This is a genomic window from Kitasatospora setae KM-6054 (assembly GCF_000269985.1).
GTDB classification, from domain to species: domain Bacteria; phylum Actinomycetota; class Actinomycetes; order Streptomycetales; family Streptomycetaceae; genus Kitasatospora; species Kitasatospora setae.
In genome coordinates this window covers 2,253,411-2,274,445 of sequence record NC_016109.1, presented here as the reverse complement: position 1 = coordinate 2,274,445, position 21,035 = coordinate 2,253,411, and the positions used below count along the sequence as shown (strand labels likewise).

The 21,035-nt window shown below is 72.5% G+C and carries 16 protein-coding genes, 1 tRNA gene and 1 pseudogene; 6 read left to right on the top strand and 12 right to left on the bottom strand.

Features of this window, described 5'->3' with window-relative positions; all coding sequences use genetic code 11:
- Nucleotides 1-26: 26 nt before the first annotated feature.
- Complete coding sequence (locus KSE_RS10035; RefSeq protein WP_014135182.1) at nucleotides 27-896, top strand: helix-turn-helix domain-containing protein; 870 nt, start codon at nucleotides 27-29, stop codon at nucleotides 894-896.
- Nucleotides 897-953: 57 nt separating this feature from the next.
- The gene (locus KSE_RS10030; protein WP_014135181.1) at nucleotides 954-2,411 is read left to right on the top strand and encodes an aldehyde dehydrogenase family protein; all 1,458 of its coding nucleotides are present in this window, start codon (nucleotides 954-956) and stop codon (nucleotides 2,409-2,411) included.
- A gap of 78 nt (nucleotides 2,412-2,489) precedes the next feature.
- Here KSE_RS10030 and KSE_RS10025 read toward each other — a convergent pair whose 3' ends face one another.
- The 3 genes from KSE_RS10025 to KSE_RS10015 all read right to left on the bottom strand — a co-directional run bounded on the left by KSE_RS10025 (nucleotide 2,490) and on the right by KSE_RS10015 (nucleotide 6,011).
- Entirely contained in the window at nucleotides 2,490-2,993 is a 504-nt protein-coding gene (locus KSE_RS10025) for a GNAT family N-acetyltransferase (protein WP_014135180.1), read from the bottom strand.
- Nucleotides 2,994-3,028: 35 nt separating this feature from the next.
- Nucleotides 3,029-4,012 (bottom strand): hypothetical protein, encoded by a 984-nt coding sequence (locus KSE_RS38295; RefSeq protein WP_014135179.1) that lies wholly within the window; start codon nucleotides 4,010-4,012, stop codon nucleotides 3,029-3,031.
- 163 nt (nucleotides 4,013-4,175) lie between these two features.
- Nucleotides 4,176-6,011, bottom strand: a complete 1,836-nt coding sequence (locus KSE_RS10015; RefSeq protein ID WP_014135178.1) for a bifunctional metallophosphatase/5'-nucleotidase — start codon at nucleotides 6,009-6,011, stop codon at nucleotides 4,176-4,178.
- A gap of 344 nt (nucleotides 6,012-6,355) precedes the next feature.
- Here KSE_RS10015 and pyk point away from each other — a divergent pair, with 344 nt between their 5' ends.
- The gene (pyk, locus tag KSE_RS10010; RefSeq protein WP_014135177.1) at nucleotides 6,356-7,783 is read left to right on the top strand and encodes a pyruvate kinase; all 1,428 of its coding nucleotides are present in this window, start codon (nucleotides 6,356-6,358) and stop codon (nucleotides 7,781-7,783) included.
- A 193-nt stretch (nucleotides 7,784-7,976) separates the two neighbouring features.
- Entirely contained in the window at nucleotides 7,977-8,909 is a 933-nt protein-coding gene (locus tag KSE_RS10005; RefSeq protein WP_148283080.1) for a hypothetical protein, read from the top strand.
- Nucleotides 8,910-8,955: 46 nt separating this feature from the next.
- Here the strand turns inward: KSE_RS10005 and KSE_RS10000 are convergent.
- Nucleotides 8,956-9,760, bottom strand: a pseudogene (locus KSE_RS10000) (helix-turn-helix domain-containing protein).
- 108 nt (nucleotides 9,761-9,868) lie between these two features.
- Nucleotides 9,869-9,951: transfer RNA gene (locus KSE_RS09995), tRNA-Leu, on the bottom strand.
- 62 nt (nucleotides 9,952-10,013) lie between these two features.
- On the opposite strand from KSE_RS09995, the gene KSE_RS09990 reads away from it, so the two are divergent.
- Entirely contained in the window at nucleotides 10,014-10,697 is a 684-nt protein-coding gene (locus KSE_RS09990) for an ANTAR domain-containing response regulator (RefSeq protein WP_081539365.1), read from the top strand.
- An 84-nt stretch (nucleotides 10,698-10,781) separates the two neighbouring features.
- Here KSE_RS09990 and KSE_RS09985 read toward each other — a convergent pair whose 3' ends face one another.
- From KSE_RS09985 to KSE_RS09955, 7 genes are all read right to left on the bottom strand, one after another.
- On the bottom strand, nucleotides 10,782-11,498 hold the full coding sequence (locus KSE_RS09985; RefSeq protein ID WP_014135173.1) for an ABC transporter ATP-binding protein: 717 nt from the start codon (nucleotides 11,496-11,498) through the stop codon (nucleotides 10,782-10,784).
- Entirely contained in the window at nucleotides 11,495-12,346 is an 852-nt protein-coding gene (locus KSE_RS09980) for an ABC transporter ATP-binding protein (protein WP_014135172.1), read from the bottom strand. The genes KSE_RS09985 and KSE_RS09980 overlap by 4 nt, the downstream gene beginning before the upstream one ends.
- Nucleotides 12,343-14,316, bottom strand: a complete 1,974-nt coding sequence (locus KSE_RS39840) for a branched-chain amino acid ABC transporter permease (RefSeq protein ID WP_033258196.1) — start codon at nucleotides 14,314-14,316, stop codon at nucleotides 12,343-12,345. The genes KSE_RS09980 and KSE_RS39840 overlap by 4 nt, the downstream gene beginning before the upstream one ends.
- Before the next feature lie 5 nt (nucleotides 14,317-14,321).
- Nucleotides 14,322-15,251, bottom strand: a complete 930-nt coding sequence (locus KSE_RS09970; RefSeq protein WP_014135170.1) for a branched-chain amino acid ABC transporter permease — start codon at nucleotides 15,249-15,251, stop codon at nucleotides 14,322-14,324.
- 126 nt (nucleotides 15,252-15,377) lie between these two features.
- Nucleotides 15,378-16,622 carry a branched-chain amino acid ABC transporter substrate-binding protein gene (locus KSE_RS09965; RefSeq protein ID WP_033258180.1) on the bottom strand — a complete coding sequence of 415 codons (1,245 nt, stop codon included), beginning with the start codon at nucleotides 16,620-16,622 and terminating at the stop codon, nucleotides 15,378-15,380.
- A gap of 291 nt (nucleotides 16,623-16,913) precedes the next feature.
- On the bottom strand, nucleotides 16,914-17,594 hold the full coding sequence (locus KSE_RS09960; RefSeq protein ID WP_014135168.1) for a hypothetical protein: 681 nt from the start codon (nucleotides 17,592-17,594) through the stop codon (nucleotides 16,914-16,916).
- Nucleotides 17,595-17,678: 84 nt separating this feature from the next.
- A complete protein-coding gene (locus KSE_RS09955; RefSeq protein WP_014135167.1) occupies nucleotides 17,679-18,131 on the bottom strand; it encodes a PaaI family thioesterase in 453 nt (150 codons plus the stop codon).
- A 149-nt stretch (nucleotides 18,132-18,280) separates the two neighbouring features.
- On the opposite strand from KSE_RS09955, the gene polA reads away from it, so the two are divergent.
- On the top strand, nucleotides 18,281-21,016 hold the full coding sequence (gene polA, locus KSE_RS09950; RefSeq protein ID WP_033258181.1) for a DNA polymerase I: 2,736 nt from the start codon (nucleotides 18,281-18,283) through the stop codon (nucleotides 21,014-21,016).
- Nucleotides 21,017-21,035 lie beyond the last annotated feature (19 nt).

The window sequence follows — 21,035 nt, the reverse complement described above, 5'->3', positions numbered from 1 at the left end:
CGTTCGTACCTGGGGCGGAGGTTTGCATGACGGGCCTGCAGACGGGCAGCGGCGCGACCGCGCGTCGCATCCAGTTGGGCGCCCAGTTGCGGCGCCTGCGCGAGGCCCGCGGCGTGACCCGGGAGGACGCCGGGTACTCGATCCGGGCGTCCGAGTCGAAGATCAGCCGGATGGAGCTCGGCCGGGTCGGCTTCAAGCAGCGTGACGTGGCCGACCTGCTGACCCTCTACGGGGTGGACGACGAGCAGTCCAGGTCGGCCCTGCTCGGCCTGGTCGGCGGCACCAACGCCCCGTCCTGGTGGCACGGTTACGGTGACGTGGTGCCCGGCTGGTTCCAGACGTACCTCAACCTGGAGGACGCGGCCGACCTGGTCCGCAGCTACGAGGTGCAGTTCGTGCCCGGCCTGCTGCAGACCCCCGAGTACGTGCACGCGGTGATGCGGGCCGGCAGCCCGGCCGCGCCCGCCGAGGAGATCGAGCGCCGGGCCGCGGTGCGGCTGCGCCGGCAGCGGCGCTTCCTGGCCGAGGACGCGGACGCCCGGCTGGAGCTGATCGTCGACGAGACGGCGCTGCGCCGCCCGTGCGGCGGGCCCGAGGTGATGCGCGGCCAGCTGCTCCGGCTGACCGAGCTGTCGCTGCGCGAGACGATCAGCCTGCGGGTGCTGCCGCTCGGGATGGGCGCGCTGGCCGCCGACAGCGGGGCGTTCACCGTGCTGTGCTTCCCCGAGCCGGACCTGGCGGACGTGGTCTACGTCGAGCAGTTCACCACCGCGCTGTACCTGGACAAGCCGGTCGAGGTGGCCGAGTACGCGGCGGCGCTGGAGCGGGTGTCGGCGGCGGCGCTCTCCGAGGAGGAGACCCGGGGCCTTCTGGCGGAGATCCTCCACGAATCCTAGCGCGCAACTAAGATGATGATCCGTCAGTAGGTGATCGTCAGCGCCGAAAGGGATCCGATGTCCTTGATCGCGGAACTCGCCCAGCAGTACATCGACGGCCAGTGGCGGCCGGGCACCGGCTCCTGGGACATCGTCGACCTCGATCCCTACAGCGGGGAGAAGCTCGCCTCCTACACGGTCGCCACCGTCGAGGAGGTCGACCTGGCCTACCGCGCCGCCGAACGCGCCCAGCCCGCCTGGGCCGCCGCCAGCCCGTACGAGCGGCGGCTGGTCTTCGAGCGCGCGCTGCGGGTGGTCGAGGAGCGCGAGGCGGAGATCCTCCAGGTGATGACCGTCGAGCTCGGCGGCACCCTGATGAAGTCCGGCTTCGAACTCTCCCTGGTCAAGGACATGCTGCGGGAGGCCGGTTCGCTCGCGCTGCGCGCCGAGGGCCGGATCCTGCCCTCGCCGGTGCCCGGCAAGGAGAACCGGCTCTACCGCCTCCCGGTCGGCGTGGTCGGCGTGATCAGCCCGTTCAACGCCCCGGTCTTCCTCTCGCTGAAGGCCGTCGCCCCCGCGCTCGCCCTCGGCAACGCCGTCGTCCTCAAGCCGCACCAGGACGCCCCGGTGGCCGGCGGCACCCTGATCGCCCGGATCTTCGAGGAGGCCGGGCTGCCCGCCGGCCTGCTGAACGTCGTCCTCACCGACATCGCCGAGATCGGCGACGCGTTCATCGAGCACCCGGTGCCCAAGGTGATCGCCTTCACCGGCTCCGACACCGTCGGCCGGCACGTCGCCGCCGTCGCCGCCGCGCACCTCAAGCGCACCGTCCTCGAACTCGGCGGCAACAGCGCGCTGGTCGTCCTCGACGACGCCGACGTCGACTACGCGGTGGACGCCGCCGTCGCCAGCCGCTTCGTCCACCAGGGCCAGATCTGCATGGCCGCCAACCGGATCCTGGTCGACCGGGCGCTGTTCGCCGAGTTCGGCGAGAAGTTCACCGCCAAGGTCGCCTCGCTCTCCGTCGGCGACCCCGGCGACCCCGCCACCCAGCTCGGCCCGCTGATCAACTCCGCCCAGGCCGAGCACATCACCGCCGAGGTCGACCGCGTGCTGGCGGCCGGCGCCCGGGCCCTGCTGCACGGCGCCACCGTCGGCACCCTGGTCCGCCCGACCGTCCTCACCGACATCCCGGCCGAGGACCCGATCCTGCGCCGCGAGGTCTTCGGGCCGGTCGCGCTGCTGATCCCCTTCGACGGCGAGGAGGAGGCCGTCCGGATCGCCAACGACACCCCGTTCGGCCTCTCCGGCGCGGTCCACACCGCGGACGTCGAGCGCGGCGTGCGGTTCGCGCAGCGGATCGACACCGGCATGATCCACGTCAACGACGGGACGATCGCGGACGAGCCGCTGGTGCCGTTCGGCGGCGAGAAGGGCTCCGGCGGCGGGCGGCTCAACGGCGACGCCAGCCTGGACGCGTTCACCACCGTCAAGTGGATCTCGATCCAGCACGGGCGGTCGCGCTTCCCGTTCTAGGGCGCACCCCGGGGTGCCGCGCCGCGCGGGGCCGGGGGACGGGCCGGTGCGGGTTCCGGCCCGGCCCCCGGCCGGTGGTCAGCGGGTGAGCCGGAAGACCTCCAGCTCGGTGCCGTACCAGCGGTCGGTGCGGCCCAGGGGAGTCATGCCGAGGCGGCGGCAGACCGCCTGCGACGGGGTGTTGTCGGGGCGGGTGAGCGCGTGGACCTCGGGGAGGGCCGCGTGGTCGAGGACGGCGCGGGCGGCCTCGGTGGCGTAGCCGCGGCCCCAGCTGTCCGGGTGGAAGTGCCAGCCGACCTCGACCTCGCCGTCGCCGTCCGGGATCGGGATCAGGATGACCGTCCCGGCGATGACGCCGGTGTCGCGGAGCTCGGCGGCCCAGACGCCGCGGCGGCCGTCCGGGGAGCTGCGCCCCCGGAAGCGGGCGATCAGGTCGTCGGCCTCGGCCGGGTCGGCGAGGGCGCGCGGGGTGCTGCCGAGCCAGCGGGCGACCTCCCAGCGGGAGTAGATGTCGTAGGCGCGGTCGCGGTCGGCCGGCTCCCAGGGGCGCAGCACGAGGCGGTCGGTGGTGAGCAAGAGCACTCCCGGTGATCGGGTGGAACGAGGGTAGCCGCAGGCTACTTGGCGAACCCGCCGGTCGGCACCGGGATTTGCGGGCGGCCGTCGGCGAGGCCCAGGACGACGCGGGTGCCGAGCGGCCGGGCCAGCCGGAACTCGACCGGGGCCATCGTGAGCGAGGCGTCGCAGACCTGGTTCGGGCCGAGGGTGCGCGGGGTGGCGCGGCCGATCAGGACGACCGCCTGGTCGGTCTCGTAGACGGTGCCCGGGTCGACGGTGGCGCAGCCGAAGGCGACGCCCGCGGTGAGCACCAGCCCGTCGGCGGAGACCTGCCGCAGCACGGCCGGCAGGCCGTCGCCCGACCAGGTCGGGGACGGGTCGGGCGCGGCCGGCGGCTGCTGCGGGAGGACGGCGGGGTAGCGGAACGGCTCGTCGTAGCCGGTGACGGTGAACTCCCAGGTGGGGATGGTGGCCCGGCCGCGGCTGGTGGTGACGGTGGCGCTGCCGGGCCGGACGGCGGTGACGGTCAGCCGGGCGTCGCAGTCCGCGTGGCAGGTGCCGGCGGCGCGGGTCAGCCAGTCGTACGCGTCCTTGGCGGAGCGCTGCGGCAGGACGAGGCTGCCGCCGTCGGCGAACCGGACCTCGGCGGTGTCGGCGACGGACACCGGCAGGGCGGCCCGCAGGTCGAACCGGCCCTCCAGGTAGGCGGCCTTGTCGGCGCCGCTGTGGAAGGCCCCGGCGGGCAGCCACTCCTCGGGCGCGTCGAGCGGGTAGTAGCCGCGCTCCCACGCCTGCCGGGCGGCCGAGCCGGGCCAGGCGGCGGCGACCCGCGCGGCCTGCTCGGCGGCGGCCCCGGTGGCGGGCCGGACCTCGGGCCCGGCGGTGACCAGCGCGGGGCCGGCCGGGGCGCCCGGCACCGGGGTGCTGTGCGGGCCCGTCCCGCAGGCGGCGAGCAGCAGCGCCGCGCCGAGCGCGGCGAGTGCCGTCCGCGCGGTGGTGCCTGCCGTCCGTGCCGTGCTCGGTGCCGTGTTCCGTGCGCGCATGTCCCGTCGTCCCCCTGGTTCGTGGCCCGTCGCTCGGGCGGGGGTTGGACGGGCCGGGGCCGGGAGCGGTTCCCGGGCGCGCGGAAGGGCCGTCCGGGAGCGGACTCCCGGACGGCCCTGGGGCGTCGCGGTGGCGTCGCGGTGGGTCGCGTTGGTGCGCGGCCTAGAAGACCGGGACGCCGGCCCGGACCAGGCGCCAGGTGCTCTTGCCGTAGAAGTCGGCCGGGTCGATGACGCCCTTGGCCTTCACCCAAGCGATCATGGTGTTGCGGATCTCGTCGGAGTTCGCCCACACCTGCCGGGCGGCCGCCACGTGCGGGAAGTTGCCGCCGCCGCTGGCGCGGTAGTTGTTGACCGCGAGGACGAACTCGGCGGCCGGGTCGAGCGGCGCGCCCTGGTACGACAGCTTGGTGATCCGGCTGCCGACCGGCTGCGCGATGTCGATGTCGTACGACAGGCCGTAGATCGAGTCGTAGTTGTAGTCGGGGGTGTTGTTGGCCTGGTTGGTCAGGGTGTCCGGGTTGACCACGTCGCCGGGGGCGAGCCGGGCGTAGTACTTGGCGGAGTACTCCAGGTAGTCCTTGAGCTGGGCGCCGGTCAGGATCCGGGCCTCCAGGGTGTTCTCGTAGATGTAGAGGCCGGCCGCGTCGCGCAGCTTGACCTCGCCGGCCGGGATGACCGCGGTGCGGTTGAACGGCGCGGCCTGGGCCAGCACCGGCAGGCCCGCGTACGGGCCGCCGGCCAGCGCGTCCCGGACGGCGTCGGCCTGGACCTTGCCGATCAGGTCGATGATCGGGGTGTCCTTGAACCGGGCGTCGGCGATGGAGAGGCTCTCCTTGCAGCTGCCGATGACCTGGTTGACGTAGGCGACGACCTTCTTGTGCTGGTCGGCGACCAGCTTGACGATCTTCGGGTCCTCGGCGACGGTGTTGGAGTTCAGCAGCCGCGCGCTGACGCCGGTGACGGTCCACTGGCCGCGGGCGTACTCGACCTCGAAGTCGAAGCAGGTCAGCCGCTCGCCCCAGAGCGCGGGTTCGGAGAGCACGACGTTCCGGCCGGTCTGCTGGTTGACCACGATCCGCTGCGGGATCTCCTTGTGGGCGTGGCCGACCAGGATCGCGTCGACGCCGGGGACGGTCGCGGCGATCTCGGCGCCCGCGTTCTCCGCGTACGGGAGCTGGTCGCCCCAGGAGGAGCCGCCGTCCACGCCGGTGTGCGCGGTGATCACGACCACGTCGGCGCCGGCCGCGCGGACCTTCGGGACCCACTTCGCGGCGATCTCCGGGATGCCGGGGAAGGCCAGCTGGCCCTGCACGTTGGCCTTGTCCCAGATCGCGATGCCGGGGTTGGTCAGGCCGAGGACGCCGACCCGGATCGGGCGGCCGTGGCCGAGCCGCAGCTCGCGGATGACGTACGGCGGGAAGGCCGGCTTCTCGCTCTTGACGTGCACCGCGTTGGCGCCCAGCAGCGGGAAGTCCAGCTGGTCCTGGTAGGCGCGCAGCAGCGGGATGCCGTAGTTGAACTCGTGGTTGCCGAGCGCGGCGGCGTCGTAGCCGATGGCGTTCATCGCGGCGGCCATCGGGTGGCGCGGCGCCTTCTTGCCGGTGATCGGCTCGACCCGGGCGAAGTAGTACGAGAGCTGGGTGCCCTGGATGGTGTCGCCGGCGTCGATCAGCAGGGTCCGGCCGCGGCCCTTCTCCTGCCGGACCTGCTCGACCAGGGTGGAGATCTTGGCCAGGCCGACGTCGTTGTGCGCCTTGTCGTCGTACTCGGAGTCGGTGAAGTACTCCCAGTTGAGGACGTGGCCGTGCAGGTCGGTGGTGCCCATCACGGTGAAGGTGGCCTTGAACGGGACGGGGCCCCGGCCGCGGGCGTCGTCCCGGTCGAGGTCCGCGGCGGCGGCGGGGGTGGCCGCGGCGGCGGTCAGGCCGCCGGCCAGGGCGGCCCCGGCCGCGGTGGCGGCGGAGCGGGTGACGAAGTCACGGCGGTTCAGGGACATCGGGGACTCCAAGTCGGGCCGGGCGGTCAGCGGGCCTCCGGGGCAGGGCGGATGACGCCCCGCCACCCGGGGTGACGCGCGTAGAGAAGCGAGTGGCAGTCTGCCGGTTCCGGGCCGCCGGGGCCAGCCCCAAACGCCGTCCAACAGGTGAGGAGCCGGTGACCCGCGCGTGACGCCGCCGCTCCCGGCCCGCACGCGCGTGCGTCAACGCGAGGGCCGGTCGCTCACCCCGTCCGCCACCCGCCGTGCGCGCGGGGGTCGTTCACCGAATCTTTCGCCAACTGCCATGGTGGGACTGGCCGGAACCGCGCTGTTACGACCCGGTAATGCCTAGGCTCTGCTGTATGCGCCGAGCAAAAATCGTTTGTACTCTCGGGCCCGCCGCGGATTCGTACGACCAGATCAAGGCCCTGGTCGACGCCGGCATGGACATCGCCCGCCTGAACCTCAGCCACGGCTCCCACGCGGAGCACGAGGACCGCTACCACCGCGTCCGCAAGGCCGCGGACGAGACCGGCCGCAGCGTCGGTGTGCTGGCCGACCTCCAGGGCCCCAAGATCCGCCTCGCCACCTTCGCCGACGGGCCCGTCCTGCTGGAGCGCGGGGACGAGTTCACCATCACCGTCGACGACGTCCCGGGCGACCGGGAGATCTGCGGCACCACGTACAAGGGCCTGGCCGCGGACGTCTCGCGCGGCGAGCGGATCCTGGTCGACGACGGCCGGGTCTGCCTGGAGGTCACCCACGTCGAGGGCCCCCGGGTGCACTGCATCGTGATCGAGGGCGGCCTCGTCTCCGACCACAAGGGCCTCAACCTCCCCGGCGTCGCCGTCTCGGTGCCCGCGCTCTCCGACAAGGACGTCGAAGACCTGCGCTGGGCCCTGCGGACCGGTGCCGACATCATCGCGCTGTCGTTCGTGCGCAGCGGGAAGGACGTCGAGGAGGTGCACCGGATCATGGCCGAGGAGGGCCGGCGGATCCCGGTCATCGCCAAGATCGAGAAGCCGCAGGCGGTGGAGAACCTGGAGTCCATCGTGGACGCCTTCGACGGCATCATGGTCGCCCGCGGCGACCTGGGCGTCGAACTCCCGCTGGAGCAGGTGCCGATCGTCCAGAAGCGGGCGGTCAAGCTGGCCAAGCGCAACGCCAAGCCGGTGATCGTCGCGACCCAGATGCTGGACTCGATGATCAACGCCTCCCGGCCCACCCGGGCCGAGGCGTCCGACGTCGCCAACGCGGTGCTGGACGGCACCGACGCGGTGATGCTCTCCGGCGAGACCTCGGTCGGCAAGTACCCGGTCGAGACCGTCAAGACCATGGCCCGGATCGTCGAGGCCGCCGAGGAGGAGATCCTCGCCGGCGGCCTGCCCGAACTCACCGCCAACAGCAAGCCCCGCACCCAGGGCGGCGCGGTGGCCCGGGCCGCCGCCGAGATCGGCGACTTCCTGGACGCCAAGTACCTGATCGCGTTCACCCAGAGCGGCGACACCGCCCGCCGGCTGACCCGCTACCGCTCCCCGATCCCGGTCCTCGCCTTCACCTACGAGCCCGCCGTCCGCAGCCAGTTGGCCCTCACCTGGGGCGTGGAGACCTTCCTCGGCCCGTTCGTCACCACCACCGACGAACTCGTCGCCCAGGTCGACTCCGCCCTGCTCAGCCTCGGCCGCTGCAAGCGCGGCGACATCGTGATCATCACCGCCGGCTCCCCGCCCGGCCTGGCCGGCTCCACCAACCTGGTGCGGGTCCACCACATCGGCGAACTCGACAACTGAGCTCCGCGCCACCGGCGGGGTCCGCACCCGGACGGGGGCGGACCCCGCCGCCGTTTGACGACCTGTCAGGGCGGCGGCCCGAGCCCCGGCAACCTGTCGGGCGGATGCCCCGGCCCCCGGGAGGTTGTCGGTAGCATGACCCGGGCGGGTGCCCGGGGTCGCGCCCGCGCCGTGATCGGGGGGAAGAAGCAGCTTGATACGCCGCCGCACTGCCGTGGTGTCCTGCGTCGCGGCGCTGCTCGCCGCCGGCTGCACCCCCTACGGGGCGGACACCCTGCGGACGGCCGCCTCACCCAGCCCGATGACCCCCGCCGTGCGCGCCGTGGCCCTGGACCGGACCGCCTGGTGGGGCGGCAGCTCCTACCGGCTCACCCGGGTCACCACCACCGTCGGGACGGACGGCCGGACCGAGGCCCAACTCGTCCTGGACGTCGGCGTCGAGTCGCCGGTACCGGTCGCCGCCGCACTGCCCAAGGTCGCCCTGGAAGCGGACGGCGTCGCCGTCAGCGGCCCGCTGGAGGTCAACCCGCCACCGTTCGGCCGGGCCTCACTGACCGCCACCGTGCAGGACGTCGGCACCCCCGGCCAGCCGCTCGACCCCGACCGGCTCGCGCTGGTGCTCACCGCGCCCGGCGCCGCCCGCGCCGTCATCCCGATCGGCGAGCACAGCGGCCAGAACGCCGTCGACCTGCGCCCCACCCCGCTCCGCCCGTCCGCCGACCACCTCGCCACCGGACGGTTCCGGCTGGCCCTGGCCGACGCCCGACTGCGCGACGACTGCACCGGCAGCCCCACCGCCGCCCCCGTCGTCCTGCTCGGCACCACCCCGTTCAGCCCCCGCCCGCTGCGCGCCCCCAAACCCGGCCAGCACACCGTCGAACTCCTCTTCGACGCCCCCGCCGACACCACCGCCGACCACCTGCTGCTGCGCCTCACCCTCCCCGACGGCCGCCGCCTCGCCCCCACCGTCCCGATCAGCACCGCCGCCTACCCCGACCGCCCGGACGCCGTCAGCCTGGCCGCCTGGTTCGACTTCTACGGCGACACCGCCGGCACCTACACCCTGGAAGCGGCGGACGCCCAGCAGCCGGACGACCCGGCGGTGCTCACGCTGCTGGCGGGGTGAGCGAGGGCGCCGGGCAGCGCGACGGCCCCGGTCGGCGCCCGCACCGTCAGTCCTTCGGGCCGACGTGCGCGTCCAGGAGTTCCACGGCGGCCCGGCGGGCGATCGAGACGTTCACCGCTCCGGACGCCCGCCGGTTCGATTTCCACGGCACGCCGACGGCATCAAGGGTGCCGGTGAACAGCCGCACGATGTCGGGCGAGGTGCTGGTGAAGAGGTACCGCGGGTATGCGTGGCGCCGGACCTCGCCGCGCACCGTCCGGGTCGCCCGGTTGGTGATCCGGCAGCCGTCGGAGTGGATCAGCCCGCGCAGCAGCTCCCAGGGGTGGCGGTCGGTCAGTTCCCGCTGCCAGGGTTCGAGGACGATGGGGCGCTCGTGCTTCTTCCCGGGACCGTGCTGGGGGAAGTGGCAGACCAGGTGGGTCGAGTAGACCTTGACGTCGTGGCAGCCGGTACGGCGGACCCGGCACGGCCGGTTGTGGGGCAGCACCACGCGCATGGCCCGCTCGACGGAGGCGCATGGCCCGCTCGACGGAGTCCGCCACCCCGGGCCACTTGTCGTCGCAGGTGATCGAGAGGGCCGGGCTGCGGTGCCGCGCGGGGTGCGTGATGTGGCCGTCCCCGAGGTAGAGGCCGAGGAGGTAGCAGTAGGCGGGGCCGTCGAGGGGATCGCCGAAGCAGCGGGGGCAGGTCGACCGTTTCCGGCCGGGGAGCATGCCCCGTCCGGCGAGGTCGCGGTGTTTCCACCACGCGACCGTGCCGCTCGGCACGCCCAGCCTCCGGGCGACGTCGGCGTTCGAGACGCCCTGGCGCAGCAGGTGGGTCGCCTGGTCTCGGATCGATCGCTCCACCATGGGGGCAGCTTGCCCGGTGGGAGGCCCGCGAGGGGCGGGGCCGCCGGGCTTCACTCCAAGAGGTGAGCCGTGGGCGGTCGTGCGGTTCGACCGAAAGGCGATCGTGGGTGCCGGGTGCGGGATTCGAACCCGCAAGCCCTCTCGGGCAGATGTGTTTGAGACATCCGTGTATGCCGTTCCACCAACCCGGCGAGGCTGGGTGGGAGAAGGATACCCTGTGCGCGCTCCCGGTCGCAGCTGAGTAGGCTCATGCATGCAGCACCCCGCCGGACCGAGGAGCCCCGTGAGCACCCCCGACGAGCAGCCCCAGCCGCTTGACACCGACTCGCCCCAGATCACCCGAATCGTCATCGCCGAGGACGAGGCGCTGATCCGCCTCGACCTGAAGGAGATGCTGGAGGAGGAGGGCTACACCGTCGTCGGTGAGGCCGGTGACGGCGAGACGGCGGTCAGGCTGGTCGAGGAGCTCAAGCCCGACCTGGCCATCCTGGACGTCAAGATGCCCGTGCTGGACGGCCTCTCGGCCGCCGAGCGGATCCACGAGCAGCACCTCGCCCCGGTGCTGATGCTGACCGCGTTCTCGCAGCGCGAGCTGGTCGACCGGGCCCGTGACGCCGGCGCGATGGCGTACATCGTCAAGCCGTTCAGCAAGAGCGACCTGGTGCCGGCGATCGAGATGGCGGTCTCCCGCTACACCGAGATGCGCACCCTGGAGCAGGAGATCGCGGACCTCTCGCAGCGGCTGGAGACCCGCAAGCTGGTCGACCGGGCGAAGAGCGTCCTGCAGACCAAGTTCGGTCTGAACGAGCCCGCCGCGTTCCGCTGGATCCAGAAGACCTCGATGGACCGCCGGATGACGATGGCCGCCGTCGCCGAGGCCGTGATCGAGGAGGGCGCCGCCCAGGACCGCAAGAAGGCCGAGACGGCCGAGGGCTGAGCCCCCGCCGCCCGCGCTCGCGCACGCGCCGGTGCCCCCGTCCTCCCCACCGGGGACGGGGGCACCGGCGCGGGCCGGCCCGGGTCAGTCCTCGCCGAGGTACTGCCGGCGGACCGACTCGTCGTGCAGCAGCTCGGCGCCGGTGCCGGAGAGCGTGATCCGGCCGGTGGTCATCACGTACGCCCGGTCCGAGAGCGAGAGCGCCGCCTGGGCGTTCTGCTCCACCAGCAGGATGGTGGTGCCGGCGGCCTTCAGTTCGACGATGGTCGCCATGATCTTCTGCATCATCAGCGGCGACAGGCCCATCGACGGCTCGTCCAGCATCAGCAGTTTGGGCCGGGACATCAGGGCCCGCCCCATCGCCAGCATCTGCTGCTCGCCGCCGGAGAGGGTGCCCGCGGCCTGCCTGCGCCGCTCCGCGAGGATCGGGAACAGCGTGCAGGCCCGTTCGACGTCCTCGGCGATGCCCGCCGAGTCGCGTCGCAGGAACGCGCCCAGCAGCAGGTTCTCCTCGATGGTCATCCGGGGGAAGATGTGCCGGCCCTCGGGCGAGTGGGCCAGGCCGAGCGCGACGATCCGGTGCGCGGGCACCGTGTCGATCGCCTGCCCGTCGAACAGCACCTTGCCGGAGGTCGGCCGGAGCAGCCCGGACAGGGTGCGCAGGGTGGTGGTCTTGCCGGCGCCGTTGGTGCCGATCAGGGTGGTGACCTCGCCCTGGTCGACGGTGAACGAGATGCCCTTGACGGCCTCGATCTTGCCGTAGGCGACACGGAGGTCCTCGACCTCCAGCAGAGCGGTCACTGGCCGTCCTCCTGAGCTGCGGTGGTTCCTTCGAGCGGGGCGCCCAGGTAGGCGGTGACCACCCGTTCGTCGTTCTGGACGGTCTCCCGGTCGCCCTCGACGATCTTCCGGCCCTGCACCAGCACCGCGGTGCGGTCGCACAGGTTGAAGATGAACTTCATGTCGTGCTCGATCACCAGCACCGCGATCCCCAGGTCCCGGATCGCGAAGACCAGCTCCTCGGCGGCCCGGGTCTCCTGCGGGTTCATGCCCGCGGTCGGCTCGTCCAGCAGCAGCAGGCCGGGTTCGGACGCCAGTGCCCGGGCGATCTCCAGCTTGCGCTGCTCGCCGTACGGCAGGTTCCGGGCCAGGTGGTCGGCCTTGGCGCCGAGGCCGCAGAACTCCAGCAGTTCGCGGGCCCGCTCCCGGCTCTCCGCCTCGGCCCGCCGGTAGCCCGGGCCGCGCAGGATCGCCGAGAACAGTCCCTCCCTGGTGCGGGTGTGCCGGCCGACCAGGACGTTCTCCAGCGCCGTCATGTTGGCGAACAGCCGGATGTTCTGGAAGGTCCGGGCGATGCCGGCCTGGGTCACCAGGTGCGGCTTCGGCGGCAGCACCCGGCCCTTGTAGGCCACGGTGCCCTCGGTCGGCACGTACAGCCCGGTCAGGCAGTTGAAGAAGGTCGTCTTGCCGGCCCCGTTCGGGCCGATCAGGCCGACGATCTCGCCCTGCCGGACCGTCAGGTCGACGCCGCCGACGGCGGTCAGGCCGCCGAAGCGCATCACCACGCCGGAGGCTTCCAGCACGGGCGGGGCGGCCGGCGCGGGGGCCGGGCCGGGGGCGGGAGCGGTGTCGGTGGTCACGGTGCTCACGCCCCAGCCTTGGTCGGTACGTCGTCGATCGGGGCGGCCTGCGCGGGCAGGTGCGCCTCGTGGTACTCCAACTGCTGCCGCCGGTTGGGGATCAGGCCCTCCGGGCGGAAGCGCATCAGCAGGATCAGCGCCACGCCGAACGCCAGCAGCTGGTAGGACTGCAGGAACTCCAGCTTCGCCGGGATCAGGAACAGCAGCGCCGCGCCCACCAGCGGGCCGCTGATGGTGCCCATGCCGCCGAGGATCACCGCGGCCAGCAGGAACGCCGAGTTGGGCGGCGTCGGGCTGCTGAACAGGTACTGGTCGGGCGAGACCGCGCCCGACACGTGCGCCTGCACCGCGCCCGCCAGGCCGGCCAGCGTCGCGCCCAGCGCGAAGGCGATCAGCTTCACCCGGAAGCCGTTGATGCCCATCGCCTCGGCCGCCGTCTCGTCCTCCCTGATCGCCACCCAGGCCCGGCCGATCCGGGAGTTGGCGACCCGGCCGAACACCGTCACCACGACCGCGGTGGCGACCAGCATCAGCAGCAGGTAGTTGCCGTTCTTGCCGAGGTGCAGCGCCCCGAAGTCGTGCGCCTGGCCGAAGTCGAAGCCGAACAGGTTGACGTCCGGGATCGCCGCGATGCCGTTCGGGCCGTTGGTCAGGCTCGGGCCGGAGCGGCCGTCCAGGTTGTTCATCGCGATCCGGAAGATCTCGCCGAAGCCCAGCGTCACGATCGCCAGGTAGTCGCCGCGCAGCCGCAGCGTCGGCGCGCCGATCACCACGCCGAACACCAGCGCCGCCAGCGCGCCGATCAGCACCGCGACCGGGAACGGCAGGTGCACGCCGCTGAACACCGAGAACTGCGAGCCCGACACCAGCGCCGCCGCGTACGCGCCGACCCCGAGGAAGGCCACGTAGCCGAGGTCCAGCAGGCCGGCCAGGCCGACCACCACGTTCAGGCCGAGCGCCACCGTCGCGAAGATCAGGATGTTCGTGCCGATCAGCACGTACGTCTCGCTGTTCTGGGTGAACGGGAACGCGCCCGCCGCCGCGAAGGCCGCGCCGGTGGTCACCGCCCGGTGCCGCGCGGTCAGTTCGCGCAGCCGGCCGACCGCGCCGGAGGCCAGCAGCGCCGCGGTGGCGAACGCGGCCAGCAGCAGGAAGCCGACGAACAGCTCGCCGTACTCGGTGGAGACGCCGAACTCGACCACGCCCAGGCCGACCGCGAACACCGCGGTCACCACCAGGATCTCCGCCCAGCCGGGCAGCCTCCGGGCGGCCGGCAGCGGGCGCTCGATCCGGCCCAGCCGCAGCCGGCCGTCCAGCAGCCGCCAGAGCCGGAAGGCCGCGATCGCGGCGGGCAGCGCGACGAAGAACCACAGGTTCTCGGAGAACAGCGGGCGGACGCCCGGCGGCACCGCGTCCAGCGCCCAGCCCTGGCCGAAGCCGACCCGGAGCAGCGCCGAGACGCCCAGTACCACGTACAGGCCCCAGTGCAGCTCGCGGTGGCGGACGGTGCGGCGGCGGTCCAGCGGCAGGCCGAGCGCACCGACCACGGCGAGCAGCGAGCCGACGGCGGCCAGCCAGCCGCCCGGGTCGAGGTTGACCAGGCCGTTCAGCTCGACGGCGATCGCCACCACCGCGTACCAGCACACCGCGAAGGTGCCGAGCGCGGCGAACAGCACGCCGTTGTGGCCGCCGGACGGGCTCAGCCAGCGCAGGCCCTTCAGCCCGCGGGCCGCCAGTGCCAGCAGCGCGGTCAGCAGGCCGCCGGCCAGCGCCAGCCACTGCAGGCCGGCCGGGGAGCCGTAGAAGGTCAGGTCGCCGGGGAAGTCCGCCGTCCAGGTCCAGGACATCGCCGCGGACGCGGCGGCCAGCACGCCGCCGGCCACCGTCGCGCCGAGCGCGAGGTGCGCGGGCAGCGGCAGCACCCGGGAGGTCTCGTGGGTGCCCTCGTGGAGGGTCTCTGGGGTCGAGAGGTCGGTCATCGCGCTCACACCCGATCCGCTACGCGCTGGCCCAGCAGGCCCTGGGGACGCACCAGCAGCACCACGATCAGCAGCACGAACGCCCAGACGTTGGCCCAGGCGCCGCCGCCGAGCTGGTGCATGCCCGGCACGTCCTGGATGTACGCGGTCGCCAGCGACTCGGCGATGCCGAGCACCAGACCGCCCAGCATCGCGCCGTAGATGTTGCCGATGCCGCCCAGCACGGCCGCCGTGAACGCCTTCAGGCCGGCCAGGAAGCCCATCGTGAAGTCGACCTGGCCGTAGCGCAGGCCGTGCGCGACCGCCGCGACGGCGGCGAAGGCCGCGCCCAGCGCGAACGCGATCACGATGATCCGGTCGGTGTCGACGCCCATCAGCTTGGCGGTGTCCGGGTCCTGCGCGGTGGCCTGCATGGCCCGGCCGGTCCGGGTCAGCCGGACGAAGGTGGCCAGCACCAGCATGCACAGCGGCGCCGCCGCCAGCAGGAACAGGTCGTTGCGCTGGAGGTGGAAGGCGCCCAGCCCGATCGGGTCGCCGGCGAACTGCGGGAAGGACAGCGCCTTCTTGCCGTCCGGGTAGAACGCCCACACCACCTGCTGGAGCGCGATCGACAGGCCGATCGCGGTGATCAGCGGCGCCAGCCGCGGCGCCCCGCGCAGCGGCCGGTAGGCGAAGCGCTCGGCGGCGGTGGCGGTGAGCACGGAGGCGAGCACACCGCCGAGGATCATGACCGGCAGCGCCAGCCAGAGTGAGGTGCCCTGCGGCAGCGCCGCGTAGGCGGTCAGCGCGCCGAAACCGCCGATCATGAAGATCTCGCCGTGGGCGAAGTTGATGAGCTGGACGATGCCGTAGACCATCGTGTAGCCGATGGCGATCAGGCCGTACATCAGGCCGAGCATCAGTCCGTTGGCCAGGTTTTGCGGCAGTTCGTGCACCGCGGGCCTCCGTGGATAGGGGGGTACGAGAAGGCGGAGGGCCGCCCCTGCCTGGCCGGTCCCGCCGGGCAGGGGCGGTCCTCCGCCGACACGGCTGTCTGTCTTGCGCGTGGGGGAAGGGGCGGATCAGCCGCTGTAGGTACCGCTCTTGACCTTCTTCCAGGCGCCGCCCTGGACGCTGTACACGGTCAGCTGCTTGTTGGTGGTGTCGCCGTACTGGTCGAACGAGACCGGGCCGGTGACGCCGGTGAACTTCACCTTGCCGAGCTCGTCCAGCACCTTGGTGCGCAGGTCGGCGGGCACCTTGCCGCCGTTGTGGTCGACCGCGGCCTTGACCGCCTCGATGATCGACCAGGCGGCGTCGTACGAGTAGCCGCCGTAGGCCGCGTACGCGTCCTTGTAGCCGGCCTTGGCGTAGTTGGCGACGAACTCCTTGGCGGTGTCCAGCTCCTCGACCGGCACGCCGACCGAGGTGGCCAGGTCGCCCTCGCCGTTGCCGTTGGCGAGCTTGACGAACTCCGGGTCGTAGATGCCGTCGCCGCCGAACAGCGGGACCTTGGCGCCGCCCTTCTTCAGCTGGTCGCTGAGCGGGCCGGCGTCCGGGTACTCGCCGCCGTAGTAGACCGAGTCGGCGCCGGAGGAGGCGACCTTGGTGGCGACCGCGGAGAAGTCCTTGTCGCCCGGGTTGATGTGGTCGCTGCCGACCACGGTGCCGCCGAGCTTCTTGAACTCGTCGGCGAAGATCGCGGCCAGGCCCGCGCCGTAGGTCTTCTTGTCGTCGATGACGTAGACCTTGGTCTTCTTCGCGTCGTTGTACAGGTACTGGGCGGCGAACTTGCCCTGCACCACGTCGGTGGTGGCGGTGCGGAAGTACGACTTGTACTGGCGGACGAACTGGTTGTCGCCCCACTTCGCGCCGAGCGACAGCTCCGGGTTGGTGTTGGACGGCGAGACCTGGGCCAGCTTGCCGTCGTCGAAGACCTTCTGCATGGTCTGCGAGACGCTGGAGTTCAGCGGGCCGACCACGCCGACCACGTCCTTGCTGTCGACCAGCGCGGTGGCGTTCTGCTTGCCGGTGGTCGGGTTGGCCTGGTCGTCCTTGGCCTCGATCGAGAAGGTCACGCCGGGGACGTAGTTCTTCTCGTTGGCGATCTTCGTGGCCAGCTCGACCGAGTTGCGGATGCCCAGGCCCAGGGCCGACAGGCCGCCGCTGGTCGGGGAGTCGACGCCGACGACGACCTTGGTGGTGCCCCCGGTCTTGCTGCCCGCGTTGTCCGAGCCGGAGCCCGAGCCGCCGCGCGAACCGCAGGCGGAGAGGGTGAGCGCCCCCGTTACTGCAACGGCCACGACAAGAAGTGAGCTCTTTCGCACGACGAGGGTCTCCTTCTGGATCTGGAGGACACGCGCACAGGGCTGGCGGTGCCGGGTCGCGACGGGCCGGTCCGGAAACCGGACGGCGCGGTGACTGGGCGTGACTCTAGACCGCCGTCGGCTGCTGGGGCACTGGGGCGGGGGAGGCTGTGATTCTCTTGTTATGACCACGCTGGAAGTTGATCTCACATCATGGTCGAAAACCCCAGGTGGAGCCCGGAATTCCGGGCTCCGTCCCGAGTAGCGGATGCCCGCCCTCCTCAACTCGCTGGTCACAAGCGGAATCTCCGACTATCGGACAGGTTTGTCCGGCGCGGAGGAAGTGGTCGCCGGCGTCCGGTTATCGGTGCCGTCGCAGACCGAGTGCAGCGCCGCCGAAAGGTCGCGGGCGTAGGAATCGCCGAGGATCTGGCTCAGGGTCTCCATGGCACGCGTGTTACGCAGCGTTACATCGAGGTAAGGAAGACTCGCGTCCGCGGGGGCTCCCGAGCAGTCGGTCACCCGCAGACCCACCCGCAGCGAGATCGTCCCGCCGGGCGGCACCGTCTGCGGCAGCCAACCCGACACCGACACCCCCAGGCCGCGGTAGCCCTGGCTCACCCCCAGCACGTCCACCGGTCCCGGACCGGCGTTGCGCACCGTCAGCCGCAGGCCGAAGCCGTCCTGCGGCCCGGGCGCCGGCCCCCCGTACTCGACCCGGACGGACTGCGAGGGAAAGGGCTGGACCCGTTGCGGCGGGGGTGAGTTCGCCGCCTGCTCAGGGTAGGTCGCCGCCCGCCGGATCGTCAGCGCCAGGACCAGGAGCAGCAAGAAACTTGCCAGCAGCCAGATCTGACGTTTGGTCAGCAGCCGGGGCGGCGGCTCGGGCGGGGGTTCGGGGCGCAGCACGAGGGCCGTCCAGGTGCCCTCGCCCGGCTCCACCGGGCCGAGGAACCCCCCTGGGCCGCTCGGCAGTTCGCGCTCTCCGGACATGGCGGCGCCCCCTCGTCCAGCCCAGGCTGCCCCTGACGGGACCCGGCCAAACCCCGAGGGGGCGCGTGCGGCGCGGCCGCGCTCCTAGAGGTCGCGCAGCATGCAGGTCAGCCGGCAGGAGGTGATCCGGCGGCCGGTGTCGTCGGTCACCGCGATCTCGTACGTCGCCGCGGTGCGGCCCTTGAACACCGCCGTCGCCACGCCGGTCACCAGGCCGGAGGTGGCCGAGCGGTGGTGCGTCGCGTTCAGGTCCACGCCGACCGCGTAGCGGCCCGGGCCGGCGTGCAGCATCGCGCCGATCGAGCCCAGCGTCTCGGCCAGCGCCGCCGACGCCCCGCCGTGCAGCAGCCCGTACGGCTGCTGGTTGCCCTCCACCGGCATCGTGCCGACCACCCGGTCCGGGGAGGCCTCGACGATGGTGATGCCCAGCTTCTCGCCCAGGTGCCCGCCGGAGAAGGTCTCCGGGCTCACCCCCAGCTTGGCGAAGTGGTCCAGCACGTCCTGGGGCACTTTCAGTACGGGCGCCGCGTCGGTCATGGTGCTCCTGTTCCGGGGTTCACTTCGTTGTGCGCGTCGATCGTACGACTGTCTACCCGCCGGTAGGGAGGCCCCGCGCCGCGCCCGGGATGTCGGCGCCGGGCCATAGGATCGGGGCGGCAGTGCAACCGGCAGGAACGGGACGTGACGTGGCGACACAGGGTGCGAGCAAGAGTGCGGCCGGACGGCCCAGGCTGATGCTGCTGGACGGGCATTCGATGGCCTACCGGGCCTTCTTCGCCCTGCCGGTGGAGAACTTCTCCACCGCGACCGGCCAGCACACCAACGCGGTCTACGGCTTCGCCTCGATGCTGGCCAACACCGTGCGGGACGAGCGCCCCACCCACCTCGCGGTCGCCTTCGACCTCTCCCGGCAGACCTTCCGGTCCGCCGAGTACCCCGAGTACAAGGCCAACCGCTCCGCCACGCCGGACGAGTTCCGCAGCCAGATCCCGCTGATCGGCGAACTCCTCGACGCCATGCGGGTGCCCCGGATCACCGCCGAGAACTTCGAGGCCGACGACGTCATCGCCACCCTGGCCACCGCCGCCGCGGCCGAGGGCTTCGAGGTGCTGGTCGTCACCGGCGACCGGGACTCCCTCCAGCTGGTCACCGACGACGTCACCGTGCTCTACCCCACCAAGGGCGTCTCCGAGCTGACCCGCTACACCCCGGAGAAGGTCGCCGAGAAGTACGGCGTCCGCCCCGACCAGTACCCGGACCTCGCGGCCCTGCGCGGCGACCCGTCCGACAACCTGCCCGGCATCCCCGGCGTCGGCGAGAAGACCGCCGCGAAGTGGGTCAACCAGTACGGCTCGTTCGCCGCGCTGGTCGAGCACGCCGACGAGGTCAAGGGCAAGATCGGCGAGAAGCTCCGCGAGCACCTCGACTCGGTCAAGCGCAACCGCTTCCTCACCGAGCTGGTCCGGGACGTCGAACTCCCGCTCGGCGTCGCCCAGTTGGAGCGCGCCCCGTTCGACAAGGACGAGGTCGCCCGGCTGATGGAGGCGCTGGAGTTCCGCAACCCCAACTTCCGCGACCGGGTGGCCGGCATCGACCCGGCCGGCGCCGAGGCCGCCGCCGCCCCCGAGGTCCCGACCGGCCCCGCCGTCGACGGCGACCTGCTCACCGAACCCGGCGCGCTCGCCGACTGGCTGGAGCGGCACACCGGCGAGGACGCCCGCACCGCGCTCGCCGCCGACTACAGCTGGGCGCTCGGCAGCGGCGAGGTCGAGCAGATCGCCCTCGCCACCGGCACCGCCGCCGCCTGGTTCGACCCCGCCGCGCTCGCCGAGGCCGACGACCGCGCCTTCACCGCCTGGCTCGCCGACCCCAAGCGCCCCAAGGCCCTGCACATCGCCAAGCAGGTCATGCGGGCTTTCGCCGAGCGCGGCTGGAGCTTCGCCGGCGTCACCGCCGACACCGCGCTCGCCGCCTACCTGGAGAAGCCCGGCCGCCGCGCCTTCACCCTCGACGTCCTCGCCGAGGAGTACCTCGGCCGCTCGCTCGCCCCCGCCACCGCCCAGGCCGAGACCGGCCAGCTCAGCTTCGACGCCGACGAGCCCGACCCGACGGCCGGCGCCCAGGCCCTGATGACCCGGGCCCGCGCCGTCCACGACCTGGCCGGCCTGTTCGACACCCGGCTCGCCGAGGTCGGCGCGGTCGAGCTGTTCCACGACATGGAACTGCCGATCGCCGAACTCCTCGCCCGGATGGAGCGCCACGGCATCGCCGCCGACCGCGAGTGGCTGCGCGGCCTGGAGGCGCAGTTCGCCGCCGAGATCCAGCGCTGTGTCGAGGAGGCGCACGCCGCCGCCGGCCGCGAGTTCAACCTCGGCTCGCCCAAGCAGCTCCAGGAGATCCTGTTCGGCGACCTCGGCCTCCCCAAGACCAAGAAGATCAAGACCGGCTACACCACCGACGCCGACGCCCTCACCTGGCTCGCCACCCAGACCACCAACGAACTCCCGGTCATCCTGCTCCGCCACCGCGACCAGGCCAAGCTCCGCACCACCGTCGAGGGCCTGCTCAAGACCGTCTCCCCGCAGGGCCGGATCCACACCACCTTCAACCAGATGGTCGCCGCCACCGGCCGGCTCTCCTCCCAGGACCCGAACCTGCAGAACATCCCGGTCCGCACCGAGGAGGGCCGCGCCATCCGCCGCGCCTTCGTCGTCGGCGAGGGCTACGAGACGCTGCTCACCGCCGACTACTCGCAGATCGAACTGCGCATCATGGCCCACCTCTCCGAGGACGAGGCCCTGATCGAGGCCTTCACCAGCGGCGAGGACCTGCACACCACCGTCGCCTCCCAGGTCTTCGCGGTCGCCCCGGCCGACGTCGACGCCGAGATGCGCCGGAAGATCAAGGCGATGTCGTACGGCCTCGCCTACGGCCTCTCCGCGTACGGCCTCTCCCAGCAGCTCGGCATCAAGCCCGCCGAGGCCCAGGGCCTGATGGACACCTACTTCGAGCGCTTCGGCGGCGTCCGCGACTACCTGCACAACGTGGTCGAGGAGGCCCGCGCCGTCGGCTACACCGAGACGCTGCTCGGCCGCCGCCGCTACCTGCCCGACCTCACCAGCGACAACCGGCAGCGCCGCGAGATGGCCGAGCGGATGGCCCTCAACGCCCCGATCCAGGGCTCCGCCGCCGACATCGTCAAGATCGCCATGCTCCGGGTCGACGAGGCCCTGCGCACCGCCGGGCTCACCAGCCGGATGCTGCTCCAGGTGCACGACGAAATCGTCCTGGAGGTCGCCCCCGGCGAGCGCGAGCGGGTCGAGGCGCTGGTCCGCGAGCAGATGGCCGGCGCGTACCCGCTGCGCGCCCCGCTGGACGTCTCGGTCGGCGCCGGCGCCGACTGGGAGGCCGCCGCGCACTGACCGCGGGCGTAATCGCGTT

Bases quoted from the DNA above. Each gene is read 5' to 3' on its own strand.
- KSE_RS39840 (WP_033258196.1), bottom strand. From the start codon at position 14,316: ATGACCGACCTCTCGACCCCAGAGACCCTCCACGAGGGCACCCACGAG.
- KSE_RS10015 (WP_014135178.1), bottom strand. From the start codon at position 6,011: ATGTCCCTGAACCGCCGTGACTTCGTCACCCGCTCCGCCGCCACCGCG.
- KSE_RS09955 (WP_014135167.1), bottom strand. From the start codon at position 18,131: ATGACCGACGCGGCGCCCGTACTGAAAGTGCCCCAGGACGTGCTGGAC.
- KSE_RS10030 (WP_014135181.1), top strand. From the start codon at position 954: ATGTCCTTGATCGCGGAACTCGCCCAGCAGTACATCGACGGCCAGTGG.
- KSE_RS38295 (WP_014135179.1), bottom strand. From the start codon at position 4,012: ATGCGCGCACGGAACACGGCACCGAGCACGGCACGGACGGCAGGCACC.
- KSE_RS10035 (WP_014135182.1), top strand. From the start codon at position 27: ATGACGGGCCTGCAGACGGGCAGCGGCGCGACCGCGCGTCGCATCCAG.
- pyk (WP_014135177.1), top strand. From the start codon at position 6,356: ATGCGCCGAGCAAAAATCGTTTGTACTCTCGGGCCCGCCGCGGATTCG.
- KSE_RS09990 (WP_081539365.1), top strand. From the start codon at position 10,014: ATGCAGCACCCCGCCGGACCGAGGAGCCCCGTGAGCACCCCCGACGAG.
- KSE_RS09960 (WP_014135168.1), bottom strand. From the start codon at position 17,594: ATGTCCGGAGAGCGCGAACTGCCGAGCGGCCCAGGGGGGTTCCTCGGC.